This is a genomic window from Rickettsia slovaca 13-B, from assembly GCF_000237845.1.
Taxonomy (GTDB): Bacteria; Pseudomonadota; Alphaproteobacteria; order Rickettsiales; family Rickettsiaceae; genus Rickettsia; species Rickettsia rickettsii.
Genome location: NC_016639.1, coordinates 369,654 through 386,130 on the forward strand (window position 1 = coordinate 369,654; position 16,477 = coordinate 386,130).

Here is a 16,477-nt window from a genome sequence, read left to right on the forward strand (position 1 = left end):
AGAAATAGCAGTAGTAAAGTTTTTCTAGTTTTTCATGTTGCGATAAAAATAATAAGGTTGAAATATGAAAAGGTCATACCAAAGCTTGACCATGGTATCAAGAAAAATAACTTTTAGTAATTTATTCGCTTTTTAGCTTTGCTAGATCTTGAGGGGTAGGCAGGAATTTTTCAAGCTTTTTAGGTAATGTTGCTGTAAGCTTAAATTGTAATACTCCTATTGGTTTTTGGATGCCTTCTATAGCGTATTCTACAGTAATACCTTGTTTTTCTTCGCACAAAATTAATCCAATTGTAGGATTGTCCGAATTATCTTTAATTGTGCGCTCCATTAAATTAAGATAAAAATTTAGTTTACCGGCATATTCCGGCTTAAACTTGCCGGTTTTTAATTCAATAACAATATACATAGCATTTGAGTTTTATGTGATAAAAAACTAAATCCAAATAATAATCTTCTCCCTCAAGTTCTATATGATACTGATTGCCAACAAATGCAAAACCTTGTCCTAACTCTAATAAAAAGTTTTTAATATTATCTATCAATTTATTTTCTAAATCTCGTTCTATTATTTTACCTTGAATATCTAAAAATTCTAAGTTATACGGTTCTTTTATAATCGACCTGGCTAAATCGGACTTTAGCTCAGGTAAAGTATTGGAAAAGTTATTTATACCTTTCGCTGACCTTTCATGTAAATTACTTTTAATTTGCAAAGATAATACATTTCTTGACCAACCATTTTCGATGGTTTGTTGTGCATACCAAATTCTTTGATTTATATTTTTTAGTTTTGAAAAAATAATAATATTATGACTCCATGGGATTTCTCCAACCGCCTGTTGGAGAATTTGGTCATTATTATATTCTGCAAAAAACTGACGCATATAAGAAAGGTTTTGATATGATAATCCTTGCATTTTAGGAAATTCTTTACGCAAATCATCAGAAATATTTTGAATCACTTTTGATCCCCATTTTTCTTTATTCTGACGTTCTAAAATTAATTTTCCTATATGCCAATAAAGGAACTATCAATTCTTTATTTGCTGCTAAATGGGCTCTAATACGAGCTTTGCTAATTTCTTGTTTTAAATTTTTAATTAAATTAGTATATGATTCATTACTTAAAGTATTGCTCATTGATTTTCACTACTTCTTACCACCCGCATTCATAGCAAGGTTTGCGGAAACAAATTCTTCAAGGTCACCGTCAAGCACTCCTTTAGTATCGGAAGTTTCATAATCGGTACGTAAATCTTTTACCATTTGATAAGGTTGCAAAACATATGATCTAATTTGATGTCCCCAGCTATTATCGGTTTTAGCGGCATTCTGCTCGTTAACGCTATCGGTACGTTTTTGCATTTCAAGCTCATAGAGTTTGGCTTGAAGCATTTTCATAGCTTGAGCTTTATTTTTATGCTGCGATCTATCGCTTTGGCATTGTGTTACCGTACCGGTCGGTATATGAGTGATACGTACAGCTGAATCGGTAGTATTAACGTGCTGCCCGCCGGCTCCCGATGCTCTAAAAGTATCGATTCTTAAATCTTTATCCTCAACAGTAATTGCTATATTATCATCAATTTCGGGATATACCCAGCTACTTGCAAAGCTAGTCATTCTTTTACCGGCTGCATTAAACGGAGAAATACGTACTAATCTGTGAACGCCAGTTTCGGTCTTAAACCAGCCGTAAGCACGCTTTCCTATTATCCTAATCGTGCATGATTTAATGCCTGCCTCTTCGCCGTTAATCATATTGATTATTTCGGTTTTAAAGCCGAGTCTTTCGGCAAAACGCAAATACATACGCATCATAATAGACGCCCAGTCATGGCTTTCAGTTCCCCCGGCTCCAGCATTAATCTCTAAAAAGCAATTATTACCGTCTGCTTCACCTGAAAACAAACATTCCGTTTCAAATTTGGCAGCAATGATGCTTAAATTTTTTAAGTCCTGTTCAATTTGTGAAAGTGTTTCTAAATCGTTTTCGGCTTCAGCCATTTCTTCAAGTTCTAAAGCATCTTTTAAATTGGATTTGAGTTTATTAAAAGCGTTTAGTTTTTCTTCTAGATTACTTTTTTCTCGCAGTAATTTTTGAGCATTAGCCTGATCATTCCATAAACTAGGATCGGCTGTTAACTCTTCTAACGCGTTCAGTCTTTCAGTTGATGCTTCAACGTCAAAGTGACCTCCAAAGTAGTTCTAAAGACTGCTCAATTTTTTTTACATAATTTTCTATTTCAGCTCGCATTATTTTTTCCTGTTATAAATTTCGATTTTGTTATATATTATCGTGGTTTAGTGTCATTCTGCGACTTGATCGCGGGATAACAGACAATAAACAAATGCAAATTATATCACAATAATTATGAATCATCAAAAATATATAAGGAACTTCTCAATAATCGCCCATATTGATCACGGTAAATCTACGTTAGCCGATAGGTTAATTGAACATTGCGGCGGCTTGCAGGCTAGGGAAATGAGCCAGCAAGTGCTAGATTCGATGGATATTGAAAAAGAGAGAGGTATAACTATTAAGGCACAAACCGTGCGGCTTGTATATAAAGCTAAAGACGGTAACACCTACTATTTGAATCTAATGGACACTCCCGGGCATGTCGATTTTGCTTATGAAGTTAGTAGGTCACTTGCTGCTTGTGAAGGCTCGTTATTGGTAGTTGATAGTACGCAAGGAGTAGAAGCACAAACGCTTGCCAATGTTTACCAAGCAATCGAGAATGATCATGAGATTGTACTGGTGCTTAACAAGCTTGACCTACCGGCGTCAGAACCTGAACAGGTTAAGCAGCAAATAGAGGATATAATCGGAATCGATACAAGTGAGGCTGTGCTAATCTCTGCTAAAAGCGGTATAGGGATTGATTTAGTTTTAGAGGCTATAGTAAATAAATTACCTCCGCCAAAAGAAAGTAGTTCTGATATTTTGAAAGCTTTGCTTGTTGATAGTTGGTATGACCCATATCTTGGCGTGGTTATTTTAGTACGTGTTATTGATGGCTACTTACGTAAGAATATGCGTATTAAAATGATGGCTACTAACTCAGTTTATACCGTTGAGAATGTTGGCTATTTTACTCCGAAAAAACATATTTCGGATGTTCTGCATGCAGGCGAAATCGGCTTCTTTACTGCGGCTATAAAGCAAGTAGCGGATTGTAAAGTTGGGGATACTATCACTGATGAAAAAAAGCCTTGTGAGCAAGCTCTACCGGGTTTTAAACCAAACTTACCCGTAGTGTTTTGTGGTCTTTATCCAACGGATAGCTCGGAATTTGAGCATCTAAAGGATTCACTGGCTAAATTACGCCTTAATGATGCTAGTTTTGAGTATGAAATGGAAAGCTCTTCGGCACTCGGAGTAGGTTTTAGATGCGGCTTTTTAGGGCTGTTACATTTAGAGATAATCCAAGAACGTTTAAGTAGGGAATTCGATTTAGATTTAATCACTACCGCTCCAAGCGTGGTGTATAAAATTCATATGCGGGACGGTGAGAACTTAGAGATACATAACCCAGCAGATTTGCCTGATTTACAAAAAATCGAATCAATGGAAGAGCCTTGGATTAAGGCAACTATAATGGTACCTGATGAGTTTTTAGGTGCGGTACTATCGCTTTGTACGGAAAAGAGAGGGATGCAGCTTGATCATAGCTATATAGCAAATAGGGCTAAAATAATTTATAAATTACCGCTAAATGAGATAGTTTACGATTTCTACGATCGTTTAAAAAGCTGTTCTAAAGGTTATGCAAGTTTTGAATGGCAAATGGATGTTTATGAACCTTCCGAACTTGTTAAGCTTGGGATTTTGGTTAACGCAGAGGTGGTTGATGCACTATCCACAATCGTACACCGCTCACGTGCCGAGCAAAGGGGGAGGGCATTATGCGTAAGGTTAAAGGATTTAATACCGAGACAGCAGATTGATATAGCAATTCAAGCAAGTATAGGTAGTCGTATTATCGCTCGTGAGACTATTAAAGCCCTACGTAAAGATGTTTTATCTAAATGTTACGGCGGTGATATAAGTCGTAAACGTAAATTACTTGAGAAACAAAAAGCAGGTAAAAAGAGAATGAGACAGTACGGTAATATCGAAATTCCGCAATCTGCGTTTATTGCAGCTTTAAAAATAGGTGATGAATAAAACTTTTTTATTTTATATAAAGAAAACGCTAGACGTTATAATAAAGATTTGTTATAAGGAAGTATCTGAATCTTCCAGATGCTTCTAATGTTCCTCGGTAGCTTAGTGGTAGAGCAAACGGCTGTTAACCGTTCGGTCGCTGGTTCGAGTCCGGCCCGGGGAGCCATTCCTCAATTTTTGACAACTTTACGAATGAATCAAACGGCGAATGCAGCATAAAGTCAAGCTTTTTGCCTGTTAATTTAATTGAAAACACAGTTTTTATTAGGCGTCTTTTTCCCTCAGCATTCGACAAAACAAAATATTGATGTGCATTGGCAACTAAATTTAGTACATCTATCATTTTGTCCGTAAAACAATCATCACCTTTATTATGCTCTGCTATCTCTAACATTACTTTATCACGACGTGTTGTTAATTTATATTTATCTTCTTCGTATTCTTCATTTGTAAATATACCTTCTAAAAGTTTACTTCTAAGCTTATCAAGGCTATTTTTTACACTGATAAGCTCTTTATTTCATTCTGTTATTCTTGTGTTATAATAATCTTTTTCATATTTTGCCGATTCTTTAACACTTTTAATTATTTTGCTCAATAAATCAGGCTCAATATACATTAGATGCAAAAACTTTTTCTATTTGTTCTATAATTCTTTAGTAACAATAGGCTTGTAAATATGAGGGTAGTATTTGTTGCCTTTGTTATAATGTATTACTCCGTGATAAAAAGTATTATTTAATATTTTATGTCGGGCAATGGGGAGTATTAGATGTGTTAGTTAACCCTTATGCACTTGGTACAAGCGACAGTATAAGAATAAGATTTATGCAGGATATCGATATTGCCATAAGACATCCTGAATCTTTTGCCGTTGCTAGGAAATGATCAACTAGCTTTTCTTGCTGCTTCCATGCAACGCCAAGTAAGAAATCATCGCCTATTCAACTATCAAAACCGACAGTACTGCTGGTTGAGTTAGATTTATAACCGCTTAGATTATTTTGTGCCTTTTGAGGACTATTGCCGACAAAAGGACTAGCCCATGTACCGAAATCTACTTCTGTCTCATCACCGGCAGAAATAGAGAATATTTTTAAAGCCATAGATACGGAAGAAAAGATAAGGGAGTTGTTTGATAAAAATTATCAAGTTCAAGAAGAAAAAATTGATAATATAGTTAAGTCACTAAATGAAGAAAATAAGTTTGCGATACTTCGCAGAAATCTAACTAATAAAAGTACCTCAGAAATAAAAAATATAGTTGAGAAAATAAACAGAATGCAAGTTGATATATGTAAAGTATTGTTACTCGGTAGTGCAGGAATAGGTAAAACCACGTTAATGCATTATCTATCTTATAAATGGGGAAAAGAAAAACTATGGAACAACAAATTTGATTATGTATTTAGAATCAGGTTAAAGGAATTGTTAAGCTGGGCAGTACGTTATGGTACTAATATAGATGACGATATACTAAGTTGTTTTGTCCATTATTGTTTAGATTCTAACGATATAAAACTTGAAGATATAAAAAGCATACAAGATAAAGATAGGATATTATTACTACTGGATGGTTATGATGAGGTAGCGTTTTTATCACAGAGTAATCGTGATTACCGAGATATTATGGATTCGGTATTTCAGTATAAAAATATCGTAATGAGTTCTAGGCCTAATGCGGTTATAGAAGAAATGAGCAACAGATTTGAGCAGAAAGTAGACAATACAGGTTGGGATAGTGAGGGAATAGAGCAATATGTACATAAAAATTTTGAGTATGATAAAGAGCTTGGAACACCATTAAAAATCTTTTTGGATACTCATGGCCAAATAAAAGAAATATGTGCAGTTCCTATCAATACTGCATTAATATGTTTGGTTTGGAGCGATCAAGCAATAAGGGATAAATTTCAAAAAAAACAAATTATTATTTCACTATATAAACGACTTAAATATAAAAATAAAACTGAAGCTAATAATCACTTAAAAAACAAAATGAGTTTTTTAGAGCAAATAGCTTATGAGTCGTTTGTTGCAACAGGGAAGTGAGTAGAGAACAAAGTAGTAGAAAGCAAGAAAGATATATTAGATATAGACGAAGTTATAGAACAAGGGATATTAAGAATAGAAGGGCAAAATTTTCAATTTATTCATTTAACATTTCAAGAATATCTAGCTGCATGTTATTTAAAAAATCAGTTAGCAGATAACAACACAAAATATAAAGCAGCAAATTTTATAGGTGCGCATCGAAACGATCCGAAATATCTAATGACTCTGAAGTTTCTAGCAGGGATGGTAAGTAATGAAAATAATCAAGAGTTAATAGAAATATTTTGGAAAGCTGTAACATGTAATGTGGATAGGATATTAGAGTTAGGGATTGAAAGAAAGATTATACTCTTAATGCATTTATTAGCTCAAAGCAACATTAACGGGAAATTTGATAGTAGAATACCGAATTTAAAACAAATACAAAATTTAATAGATGAAGTTGTGCTAAAAGATATTACAGGTTGGGAACAACATATAATAGACAGTGGTTATTTATCGGAAGCGATTGTTAAAACAGTAAATGAAAAATTACAAAATAAAAAAACTGACCCTCAAGAATTTAAAAAAGTTATAGGAATCATCACAGGATTAGCAAATAAGAAATGAATGGGGCAGTAAAACAAAAATTTATCAGAAGTTAACAAACCTATTAGAAATTAAAGATGAATAATTACAAAAATTAGCCCAAATATTAGATGAGACGATAGATAAGACAGTATTACAGGAAAGTTAAAAAAAAAATAATACCGTTATTAAATAAAAAGGTATTAAATGAATATGTAAATATAATATTGATTGAAATAATTAATATTATGCCTAATTTAGATATAAAAATATTAAATCAGGTAAAAAAAATTATACAACAAATACTTAGTTACTAAAAGCTTAGTTAAGATAGTAAATACAACACCTAATATAGCACCCAAGGCATTTGCACTGCAAGAATTATTTAATGATCCTATAGAAAATTTCAAGTTCGAGGCAGTTTCAGTTTTAGTTGAAATAGTAAAGGCAAAGCCTAGTTTAGTAAAAGAAGCATTGAACATATTGAAAACACTAATCTGTAATGCCTAATTATGTCAAATTTGATACTGTGCAATGTTTAAAATCAGAATAACTATTTGGTAACCCTAATAATGAAATGTTATATCAAGCTACTCGAGAAGCTTAACTGAAATGCTAAGTGTAATGTATGAACAATAAGCTTTAAATACACTGCAAGATCTTAAATGATTCTAATATTTATATTAAGGCTACGGCTGTTGTAAGCTTATAGTTAATATATATTGTACCAAGTTTAACATTAGCAATATTTAGTATATTGAAAGAAGTATTAAACGATTCCGGCAACGAAGTCAAAATTGTAGTTATTTGGAGCTTAACTGAAACAGTACGTATAAATTCTAGTTTAGCCCAAGAGACATTAAAAATATTGAATACACTACTTAATAACCCTAGTAATTATATTGAATTCACAATCGCCAAAATCCTAGGTTGGATAATACAAATAAACCCCAATATATCACATGACGCATCTAAAATACTGAAAAATTTATTTAGTAATTCTGACAAATCCGAGTCTGCTTTAAGTTTAGTTGAATTAGGAAAGGTAAAACCGGTAGAAGAAGCATTTAAAGTGTTCAAAGATATACTCAGTGACCCTTATGTTGACAGATATGTTAAGTATGCAGTTGCTGTAAGTTTAATTAATATAATAAATGTAAGATCATTTGATAAAGCTAGTTATAAACAAGTTAATAGGTTAATAAAAATAATTGATCTACATAGAACTCAAAATTTTGATAAGGATTTATATTTAGAAATAGACGCCAAAACCACTCTACACACAATAACCGATTACATCACTCAAGAATATGAAAAAAGTAAAAATCCTGAAGTAATAGAATGGTTTATTGCGAGTTTTAACGAATTACCGAATATAAGCGAAACGCAAATCTTTTTAAAAGAAATATGTAAAAGCATATTAAAAAGCGGTGTGATAAATGAGTTGAGCGTAAGTTTATTTTAAATGGTATAAAGAAATATAATTTTACTTTTACGGTATCGGTTAGTAAAGCACCAGGAATAGAAGGCAAGATAATATTTGAAGATAGAAACTATGAAATATTTACAACCGATAATTCAGCAAGCAAAATAGTAAGTTTAGAGGAGTTTATAACTAAATTACTTGCAGAAACAGACGAGAACAATATAAAATAAACCTCTATTCTAGCTCTTAAAATAGCAGCAAGTGATATTAATTACGTAAGTAGTATTACAACTGAAAAATATATTTTATCTTATGCAGGTGATAATAAAGATAAGTGAAGTATTTTCAGTGATCATCTAATATATAAATTTGGTGAGGATAATTTAAAGAAAATAGCCACTATTTATCCAGCAGAAATTAACACAGAACTAAGAGGGCAACTATTTAACGAATTAGCAGCCCAAGAACAATTTGATTGCTTTATTAAGAATGAAAAGCTTAAGTCTGAAGAAGAAAAACAGATATTTAAACATAGTAGTAAGATGAAGTTTGCAAGTGAAATAATTCAAGATGCAAAAATAAGGTTGAAAACCAGTAATTTTAAATTACTAGATGCCGGGGCAAATAAAAGATTAGATGCCTATGAAATTAAGATAGATAGCCACAATAAAACACTATAGTGGAACAATACAAAAAGCAGAAATCTTTAGAGAAATTGAAAGTTTAGTACAAGAAAGCCCATTATTATACGATTACTGTAATGCATTTTATTGGAATATAAAAATATCATAAATGCTTGCTGTATTGCTGAAACTAAAATAAGCAAGAGGGTATAATAAAAATATTAGTAAAAGGTATAGATTTAATAACGCAAAGTTTCTTAATAGATATATTAACAGATTTGGCTTGCAGTATAGTAGCAGCAAGGCATGAGAGAAAGCATGGAAATAAAGTAATGAGTATAAACGATATTATTCGCAATAAAATTGGAATGGAAGATTTAGACGATAACTTAAAGAAAATAGTTATTATTAAAACACAAGAACGTAGAAACGAAATAATAAATCTCTCAAAAACACCTATATCAAATTCTGATTCTACTAGAGCTAATATAAAAGAATTAGGTAATGTAGTTAAAGAATTTGGGCTTTCTAAAGCTATAGAAAGACATGATCAGGATAATATAGCTGTGCAACTAGCTTTAAAGGACTCTATTTTATTTATTGAATCTTTATATACAAACCGTGATGATATATTGAATGAAAAAAGTGATATATTTTTTAGAAGAAGATAATATAAAGAAGAAAGTTTTTGGCAGATAAGCTTTATACGGGATAAGCAATAACAGCACTAATAAAACATAATGAAGTTACTGAAATACCAAAAGGTTAAAATTACTATGCTTCTTTAGGATTAAAAAGCCATTTATTATTACAATTTTTAATTTTTGTTTTAATTGTAATCAACTATTATTAATAAAAATAAGAAATGACTTTTATGGAAGATTTAAGCTCTTGGAAAGAAAAGTTTGAAACTTGCGTTTACGCTAAAAAACTATTAGACAACATCGAATATTTAAATGCTAAAGTAAAAAATCCTGTTGATATAGAAGAAGTTAAAAAAGGTATCTACTACGCTCGCAAGTATCACGACTTACAAATACGTCAATTAGACGATCCTTATTATTCTCACCCGATTGAAGTAGCGATTATGCTCGCAGAGTTTGTAGCCGAAGAAGCTTCTAAGCTTTATAATGCTATTATGCTGCAAGCTGCTTTACTGCATGATACTATTGAAGATATAGCACTGACTGAAGAAGTAATAACTATTGGACCGGAAGTAGCAAAGCACGTAGAGGGTTTAACTAGAATAAAACCTTACGGAAAAATAAGTAGTGAGAAAGGTCTGAATTTGCTAGTTAGACAAAAAAGATATGATACAGTATTAATAAAGTTCTTTGACAGAATGTGTAATTTACAAACTTTAGGTGCTAAATCACCTGAAAAAATGAGGAAAGTTTAATTAGTGTTGTAAAAATTGCTGTGTATATAGAGGCACATGAAATAAAACAACAATTAATTAAACTGTGCTACAAATAAATTTTGATGAATAATTTCTGCAGGGCTATAATTCACAGTATTTTTAATATATTAGCACAATAAATATATGATACATAAAATGCTACAGGACCTGTACAATCTAATAAAAAAAACGCTATAATAGTTTTAATATTACTTATCTTCTTAGGATCAATATTAGCTTGTTCTAAAGTTTTTCTTAAATATCGTTTAGCATCCACAAACTCCAGTGTCTCTCTAAGCGAAGTTCTCCCGATGACTCCTACTATAGTGATTCCAGCACCGATTAAAAAAGCTATACGCCAACTAAAACCAAATGAAGTAACTAAAGAAGCTAAGCATAATGCTCCAAAACCACCTAATATACAAAAACTATCTAAAGTTGCTACAGTTGGATATTGTACAGGTGGTTTAATAAATTCAGTTAAATATACATCTGCTCCTATTACTTTCCCCATTGAGGACATGCCTTGTGCCATACGGCATGCTATCATAACCCATGTAGCTTACAATTCCTATTTCATCATAAGCTGAAGATTTGCCATAATAAAACAAGCTATAGTCATAAGCAAAGTAGTTATTATTATAGTTGATTTTCTTCCTATATTATCACCAAGCCAACCAAAGATTAATGCTCCTATCGGTCTAAATACATATGTTGAACATAATGCAGCTGCTTCATAGATTAGAGCAGTCTGAGGATCAGCTTGAGGAAAAGCTCGTTGAGAAGCACTGCTGCCATATGTACATATAAATATAAATCAAAATATTCAAGAAAAGTGTCAATAGACAAAATACCTCATGCTTGTTTTGGTTCTCTATTTAAACTTGTTTGTGCTTTCTCATAGCCGAGCATAAATTCTTTATAAAAAATTAAATTGTAAAGAAATCTATACTGTTTTATATAAAAGTCAATAGGAAATTTCGCTTTATACGAAAATCAGAAAGTGAAGTGCAACTTATTATTAATTTATGTTATCCATTTTGTCAATATAATTGCACTAGTTTAAAGCGGTATGTCTGTGTACCTGAGCATTCATCACAAGCCCAAAGCCGATTAGCATGGATGCGATCATTGTTCCGCCGTAAGAAATAAACGGTAGCGGTACGCCTACTACGGGAAGCAAGCCCATAACCATAGCTATATTAATAAATACGTGAATAAATAAGATTGAAGTAATACCTATTACCATTAATTTACTAAAAATCTCTCGGCAATTTGCGGCAATTAATAAAGAAATAGTTATAAGTGCAAAATATAATATTAGTAAAAACATTCCTCCTATAAAGCCGAACTCTTCAGCGAAGGTAGCAAAGATAAAGTCAGTTTGATGTTCGGGAAGAAAATCCAAATGGCTTTGGCTACCTTGATTTAAACCGCGTCCAAATAGGCTACCTGAACCTATAGCGATTTTAGACTGAATAATATTATAACTAGCACCGAGCGGATCATGTTCGGGATCTAAAAAAACCATTACCCGTTTTTTTTGATAATCATACATCATATTCCAAGCAATAGGTAGGCTAATAAGAGCAGCAAGACCTAGTATTATAAAATATTTTATTCTAAGACCTGCCGCAAAAAATATAATTGCCGAAACAATTAAAACAATCATTCCCGTACCTAAATCTGGTTCTCTAATTATTAGAAAAGCCGGTATTAAAACTCCTATAATCGGTATAATAACTTTATGAAATTTTGTAAGATCATCAATTGTTAGTGAATGGAAATATCTAGCAAGCATTAGTACAACGGCGATTTTTATCGGTTCGGAAGGTTGAAGCTTAACTATACCGATATCAATCCATCTTTTACCGCCCATGGCAGTTGAGCCGAAAAGCTCCACGGCTACTAGTAAAGCGAGTACGCACAAATAAAAGATATACGATAACCTAAATATTATGCGTAAATCAATTAATGCAATAATAATAGCTAAAGGCAAGAATATACAAAAATTTATAATTTGTTTGTAAGCCCAGGGCTGCAAATTACTATTTGCTGCAGAATAAAGCACAATGAAACCAATACAGCAAATTAAGCTAATTAGTAAAATTAAAGTAATCGGTAATTTTTGTAATTGTTCTAGATAATTTTTATGCATTGTTTTTGTATTCAGTAGAGGTGTTGTATGTCATTCCTGCAAAAGTAGGAATCCAGTACTTTAAAGCTTTTTAAAAGCTCAATTTATTGCGCTTGTTCCTGGCTTCCTGCTTGCGCAGGAATGACATAACAGGATTCCAGCCACAAATCTGCTAACTAAACCTCAACATCAAACACCTTAAAAATAAATACTAATTCGTCAGCTATCTCTTTCAGATAATCAAAACGACCGGCAGAACCTTTATGTCCCGTATCCATATTTGTTTTTAATAATAAGGGATTATTGTCCATTTTTAGTGCTCGTAATTTTGCTACCCATTTAGCAGGTTCCCAGTAACCTACACGTGGGTCGGATATACCGCAAGTAACGAATAGAGCAGGGTAGTTTTGTGCTTTTACGTTATCATAAGGGGAATATGATTTAATATATTCAAAATATTCTTTCTCTTTCGGATTACCCCACTCATTATATTCCAAGAGAGTTAACGGTAAGCTTTCGTCAAGCATGGTACTCAAAACATCAACAAACGGTACATGCGCGATTGCTGCTCTATAGATTTCCGGTTTTTCGTTGAGTATGTAACCGATTAACATACCGCCGGCACTACCGCCCATTATTACTATATTGTTGTTACTTGTATATTGCTCGTTAATTAAAGCTCTACTACAGGCTATGAAGTCTTCAAATGTTCTTTTTTTGGTTAAAAACTTAGCAGCTTCATACCAATCATGACCTAGATCATCGCCACCTCTAATATGAGCAACTGCGTAAATAAAACCGCGATCGGCAAGTGTCACTGCTGTATTTCTAAAATTGACGGGCATAGCGATGCCATAAGCACCGTAACCCATTAGATATAAAGGATTTGAACCGTCTTTTTTAAATAAAGATTTTTTATAAAACAAGGTTATAGGTACTTTTACATCTTCATTATCTGCAAATATTCTCTCTACTTTATACTCCTCCGGGTTAAAGCCTGAAGGTATTTCGTGGCTCTTTAATATCGTTAATTTATCGCTATTAAAATCGTAACTATAAGTGGTATTGGGTCTTGCTAGAGAAGAGTAATCTATTCTGATATCGTCTTCCTCAAAGTTTGTAGAAAAACTACTTGCTTGGAAACTTTCGTCGGGAAAATAAATTGTATTTTCTTGTAAATCTTTAAATCGCTTTATTTTAATTAGCGGTAAACCTTGGTCACGATAGTTTAAGATTAAATAATTATTTGTAACATTAAAGCTTTTTAAATATTTGTCTTGTTCTTCCTTAATATAAATATCATCCCAATCATCCCAGCTAGTATTTTCAAAATTATTTACCGGCAGTTTTATAACATGGAAATTTTTAGCTTTATAATTAGTTTTAATATAAAAATAATCGCCATTATATTCTATTTCATAGAATATTTTGTTTTCTGCAGCTCGTACTAATTTAGGCGTAAAACTATCATCCTGCATAGAAATTACGTAAATTTCATTTTCATTATGATCGCCTGAATTTATAAAAATATATTCATGACTTGCTGATTTCTTGCAGCTGATAAAATGAAGAGGGTTTTTTACCTCGAATATTAATTTATCCTGAGTGACCTCTTCACCTAGACGGTGAAACATTACCTTATCCCAGCGTTGATTCTCATTAATAGTAATATAGAAAAAGCCGTTTAAGTGTTCATGCCAAATTATAGTAGGAGCTACAGCTAAATCTCGATCGCTTGATACAAGCGAATTTTGCGGCATTCGCCTATGCTCACGTACATTTGTACGTTCCGCAGGCTTGTCCTGAAATTCATCTTGTCTGAAGCGATCGAGATTTAGCTGTACATTGCCTAATTCATCAGGTAAGTATTTTTGTTCTTTAAGGTTATATATTTTGATATTGTATTGTTCATTACCTGTAAAATTAACACTATAAGCCATTAAATTGTGATCAGGTGACATTGCAACTGTAGCAACATCAGTAAAACTGCTATTTGGAGCAAGAAGGTTGACATCTAATATTACTTCTTCTGCTGAATCCATATTATTATGCTTTCTGCAATATATCGGATAATTTTTATTCTCCTCTACTCTATGGTAATAGTAATAATCTTTGTTCTTAACATAAACCGATTCATCGTCTAATTTAACCCGTCCTTTTAATTCTTCAAAAATCTTTTCCTTATCATTTTGCAGATCGGCAAAGAAATTTTCGGTATATTGATTCTCAGCTTTTAAATAATCTAAAATTTTAGAGTCTTCTACATTTGGCCACTTAGGATCACGCAGCCAGTGATAATCATCGTTTATTGTTGCTTCGTGAACTTCAAAGTTGTAATTTTGTTTGTCTGTTATTGGTGGTTTCATGTTTTTTATTTTTTTGTGTTGTTATGCCTAAAGTCGTCATTGCGAGGAGCCGTAGGCGACGCGGCAATCTAGTAAAATAATAAAAAAATTCTGTAATCAGAATTGTTTACTAGATTGCTTCGTTGAAACTTACAGTTTCTTCTCGCAATGACGATTTTGGTATCTATACAACAATGACATCGAATTATTGTAGTGTTAAAATCAAACTAATTAATAGGAATAATACAATCAATATAGCAGTTTGCTGATTATGCCAAGCAGATATTTTACTTAAAATATTATCCCAAATAACCTTAAAATTAAGATATTCTGCCGCATCTTCGTTATTGTCTGCCGTTTCTTTATATTTATCGATACTGAAATATATAAATTTTTCAATATATTGGTATAGGTCAAGGTTTATGTTTTCTGTCGAAATGCGTGGTATTTTTCTAAATATTAAAGCCAATAACAGTGAGATTGCAAGGATCACTAGCTTAAAGTTAGCAGTATGTGATATTTGAATAGGGTAGAATAAACATATGCATAAAGTTATGATGCAGAAAGAGAGGTAGGTTATAGTTCTTATGTCATTCCTGCGAAAGCGGGAATCCAGAAATATTATAAAGCTTTTATTTTTAAGGTTTTTACTGGATTCCTGCTTTCGCAGGAATGACATAAAGAGAGACGGGAATGACGTAGAACTCTCCATCAACAACCCAAATAATACGGTACAAGTCGCTATCTTGGAAAATAGCATTACACTATTCTCGTTTAAAATATTAGCTATTTCATCTTTAATATAAGAAGAACGAATAGGCAGTATAGATGTATAGATCAATATACTAATAACAAATCCGCTTAATAAAATAAAATTAATTTGAGTATTCTGAAGATCTTGGTAATTTTTAATATCATACTCATCTTCTATATAAGCGAAATATAAAGCAAATAATCCGTTATATAATATATGTATGAATATAAAGCTTGTAATAAGATAAGCTATATTTGGAGAGTTTATGCTAATAGCCGTTAATATAAAACCAAGCTGTGATACGGTAAGATAACATATTAATCGTTTAAGTTTTTTTTCAATTAGAGACAATACTAATCCGTAAATGATCATTGATATCCCAAAAAACTTTAATATCTCAAGACCGCTAAATAATTTTAAAATGATAATTAAAATAACTTTAGTAGTAAAACTAATTAAATATACAATACCGCTACTTGAAGCTATAGGATAGCAATGAACCACCCAGCCGTTTACAAAAATAGCCGAGGCATTAATTAAACAACCTGCAAGTATGAATATTGCTGGTAACTCAAAATTATTTACTGATTCTGTTAAAGAAGTAAAAGTCGTATTACTTGTTGTTTGGATTAGAAGAGTCATACCGATTAAGATTAGCCCGCTGCTGAATAAATGAGTGAGGAAATATTGACGTGCCGGTTTTATCTTTAATTGGTTACAAAAAATAATTATGCAGGCAAAAATCGTCATGAATTCAAGCGAGATTATCATGGAAATAAAATCAGCTGCAAATACGCATATAATAGAGGCTAAACAGTATAAACTACCGATTAAGCATTCTAATTTTCTATTTTGGGAAATTGTATAAAGATTTAAGATAGCAGTAACAATTAGAAATGCTAGAGCTATTAGCTGATTTTGTGGGTGAAAATCAAACATAAGCTCAAAATTAGTAAGCGGAAATGTACACTTGGTATTTTGAATAAACATT

Annotated in this window: 16 protein-coding genes and 1 tRNA gene; 7 read left to right on the top strand and 10 right to left on the bottom strand. The window is 32.1% G+C overall.

Annotated features, from left to right (window positions below; all coding sequences use genetic code 11):
* Positions 1 to 121: 121 nt before the first annotated feature.
* From RSL_RS01895 to prfB, 4 genes are all read right to left on the bottom strand, one after another.
* Positions 122 to 409: a PDDEXK nuclease domain-containing protein gene (locus RSL_RS01895; protein WP_014419748.1), complete on the bottom strand. Its 288-nt coding sequence runs from the start codon at positions 407 to 409 to the stop codon at positions 122 to 124.
* Positions 393 to 1,016: a PDDEXK nuclease domain-containing protein gene (locus tag RSL_RS09800; RefSeq protein WP_324602879.1), complete on the bottom strand. Its 624-nt coding sequence runs from the start codon at positions 1,014 to 1,016 to the stop codon at positions 393 to 395. Before RSL_RS09800 ends, RSL_RS01895 begins: the two co-directional genes overlap by 17 nt.
* Positions 985 to 1,143: a YhcG family protein gene (locus RSL_RS09805; protein ID WP_014419750.1), complete on the bottom strand. Its 159-nt coding sequence runs from the start codon at positions 1,141 to 1,143 to the stop codon at positions 985 to 987. The genes RSL_RS09800 and RSL_RS09805 overlap by 32 nt, the downstream gene beginning before the upstream one ends.
* A gap of 9 nt (positions 1,144 to 1,152) precedes the next feature.
* Positions 1,153 to 2,260 (bottom strand): peptide chain release factor 2 gene (gene prfB / locus RSL_RS01910; protein ID WP_148258520.1). Its coding sequence is split into 2 segments (ribosomal slippage): positions 1,153 to 2,190 and positions 2,192 to 2,260, totalling 1,107 coding nucleotides; the frame shifts between segments, so codons are not numbered across the junction.
* Between the two features lie 117 nt (positions 2,261 to 2,377).
* On the opposite strand from prfB, the gene lepA reads away from it, so the two are divergent.
* Both lepA and RSL_RS01920 read left to right on the top strand, forming a co-directional pair.
* The gene (gene lepA, locus RSL_RS01915; protein ID WP_014273318.1) at positions 2,378 to 4,180 is read left to right on the top strand and encodes a translation elongation factor 4; all 1,803 of its coding nucleotides are present in this window, start codon (positions 2,378 to 2,380) and stop codon (positions 4,178 to 4,180) included.
* A gap of 91 nt (positions 4,181 to 4,271) precedes the next feature.
* Positions 4,272 to 4,346 (top strand) — tRNA-Asn (locus RSL_RS01920).
* 778 nt (positions 4,347 to 5,124) lie between these two features.
* On the opposite strand, the gene RSL_RS10615 is transcribed toward RSL_RS01920, so the two are convergent.
* Positions 5,125 to 5,274 carry an autotransporter outer membrane beta-barrel domain-containing protein gene (locus RSL_RS10615; protein WP_317133660.1) on the bottom strand — a complete coding sequence of 50 codons (150 nt, stop codon included), beginning with the start codon at positions 5,272 to 5,274 and terminating at the stop codon, positions 5,125 to 5,127.
* Between RSL_RS10615 and RSL_RS09810 the strand changes: the two genes are divergently transcribed.
* From RSL_RS09810 to RSL_RS01955, 5 genes are all read left to right on the top strand, one after another.
* A complete protein-coding gene (locus RSL_RS09810) occupies positions 5,204 to 6,232 on the top strand; it encodes an NACHT domain-containing protein (protein WP_231287736.1) in 1,029 nt (342 codons plus the stop codon). The two genes, RSL_RS10615 and RSL_RS09810, sit on opposite strands and share 71 nt — an antisense overlap.
* A 222-nt stretch (positions 6,233 to 6,454) precedes the next feature.
* The gene (locus RSL_RS09270; RefSeq protein ID WP_004996233.1) at positions 6,455 to 6,844 is read left to right on the top strand and encodes a hypothetical protein; all 390 of its coding nucleotides are present in this window, start codon (positions 6,455 to 6,457) and stop codon (positions 6,842 to 6,844) included.
* A gap of 715 nt (positions 6,845 to 7,559) precedes the next feature.
* Entirely contained in the window at positions 7,560 to 8,267 is a 708-nt protein-coding gene (locus RSL_RS01945; protein ID WP_014273320.1) for a hypothetical protein, read from the top strand.
* A gap of 862 nt (positions 8,268 to 9,129) precedes the next feature.
* Positions 9,130 to 9,522, top strand: a complete 393-nt coding sequence (locus RSL_RS01950; RefSeq protein WP_014419754.1) for a hypothetical protein — start codon at positions 9,130 to 9,132, stop codon at positions 9,520 to 9,522.
* 203 nt (positions 9,523 to 9,725) lie between these two features.
* Positions 9,726 to 10,250 (top strand): HD domain-containing protein, encoded by a 525-nt coding sequence (locus RSL_RS01955; protein WP_014273321.1) that lies wholly within the window; start codon positions 9,726 to 9,728, stop codon positions 10,248 to 10,250.
* Positions 10,251 to 10,359: 109 nt separating this feature from the next.
* On the opposite strand, the gene RSL_RS07090 is transcribed toward RSL_RS01955, so the two are convergent.
* From RSL_RS07090 to RSL_RS01975, 5 genes are all read right to left on the bottom strand, one after another.
* Positions 10,360 to 10,800 carry an MFS transporter gene (locus tag RSL_RS07090; protein WP_014273322.1) on the bottom strand — a complete coding sequence of 147 codons (441 nt, stop codon included), beginning with the start codon at positions 10,798 to 10,800 and terminating at the stop codon, positions 10,360 to 10,362.
* Positions 10,801 to 10,821: 21 nt separating this feature from the next.
* Positions 10,822 to 11,064 (bottom strand): MFS transporter, encoded by a 243-nt coding sequence (locus tag RSL_RS10620; protein ID WP_324602880.1) that lies wholly within the window; start codon positions 11,062 to 11,064, stop codon positions 10,822 to 10,824.
* Positions 11,065 to 11,307: 243 nt separating this feature from the next.
* Complete coding sequence (rodA, locus tag RSL_RS01965) at positions 11,308 to 12,408, bottom strand: rod shape-determining protein RodA (protein ID WP_014273323.1); 1,101 nt, start codon at positions 12,406 to 12,408, stop codon at positions 11,308 to 11,310.
* 155 nt (positions 12,409 to 12,563) lie between these two features.
* Positions 12,564 to 14,753 (bottom strand): prolyl oligopeptidase family serine peptidase, encoded by a 2,190-nt coding sequence (locus RSL_RS01970; RefSeq protein WP_014273324.1) that lies wholly within the window; start codon positions 14,751 to 14,753, stop codon positions 12,564 to 12,566.
* 184 nt (positions 14,754 to 14,937) lie between these two features.
* Positions 14,938 to 16,476 (bottom strand): proton-conducting transporter transmembrane domain-containing protein, encoded by a 1,539-nt coding sequence (locus tag RSL_RS01975; protein ID WP_014419755.1) that lies wholly within the window; start codon positions 16,474 to 16,476, stop codon positions 14,938 to 14,940.
* Position 16,477 lies beyond the last annotated feature (1 nt).

Coding starts and splice junctions, on each gene's coding strand:
- RSL_RS07090 (WP_014273322.1), bottom strand. CDS start 10,800: ATGATAGCATGCCGTATGGCACAAGGCATGTCCTCAATGGGGAAAGTA.
- RSL_RS09805 (WP_014419750.1), bottom strand. CDS start 1,143: ATGAGCAATACTTTAAGTAATGAATCATATACTAATTTAATTAAAAAT.
- RSL_RS01955 (WP_014273321.1), top strand. CDS start 9,726: ATGGAAGATTTAAGCTCTTGGAAAGAAAAGTTTGAAACTTGCGTTTAC.
- RSL_RS01970 (WP_014273324.1), bottom strand. CDS start 14,753: ATGAAACCACCAATAACAGACAAACAAAATTACAACTTTGAAGTTCAC.
- RSL_RS01975 (WP_014419755.1), bottom strand. CDS start 16,476: ATGTTTATTCAAAATACCAAGTGTACATTTCCGCTTACTAATTTTGAG.
- rodA (WP_014273323.1), bottom strand. CDS start 12,408: ATGCATAAAAATTATCTAGAACAATTACAAAAATTACCGATTACTTTA.
- RSL_RS09270 (WP_004996233.1), top strand. CDS start 6,455: ATGACTCTGAAGTTTCTAGCAGGGATGGTAAGTAATGAAAATAATCAA.
- RSL_RS01895 (WP_014419748.1), bottom strand. CDS start 409: ATGTATATTGTTATTGAATTAAAAACCGGCAAGTTTAAGCCGGAATAT.
- lepA (WP_014273318.1), top strand. CDS start 2,378: ATGAATCATCAAAAATATATAAGGAACTTCTCAATAATCGCCCATATT.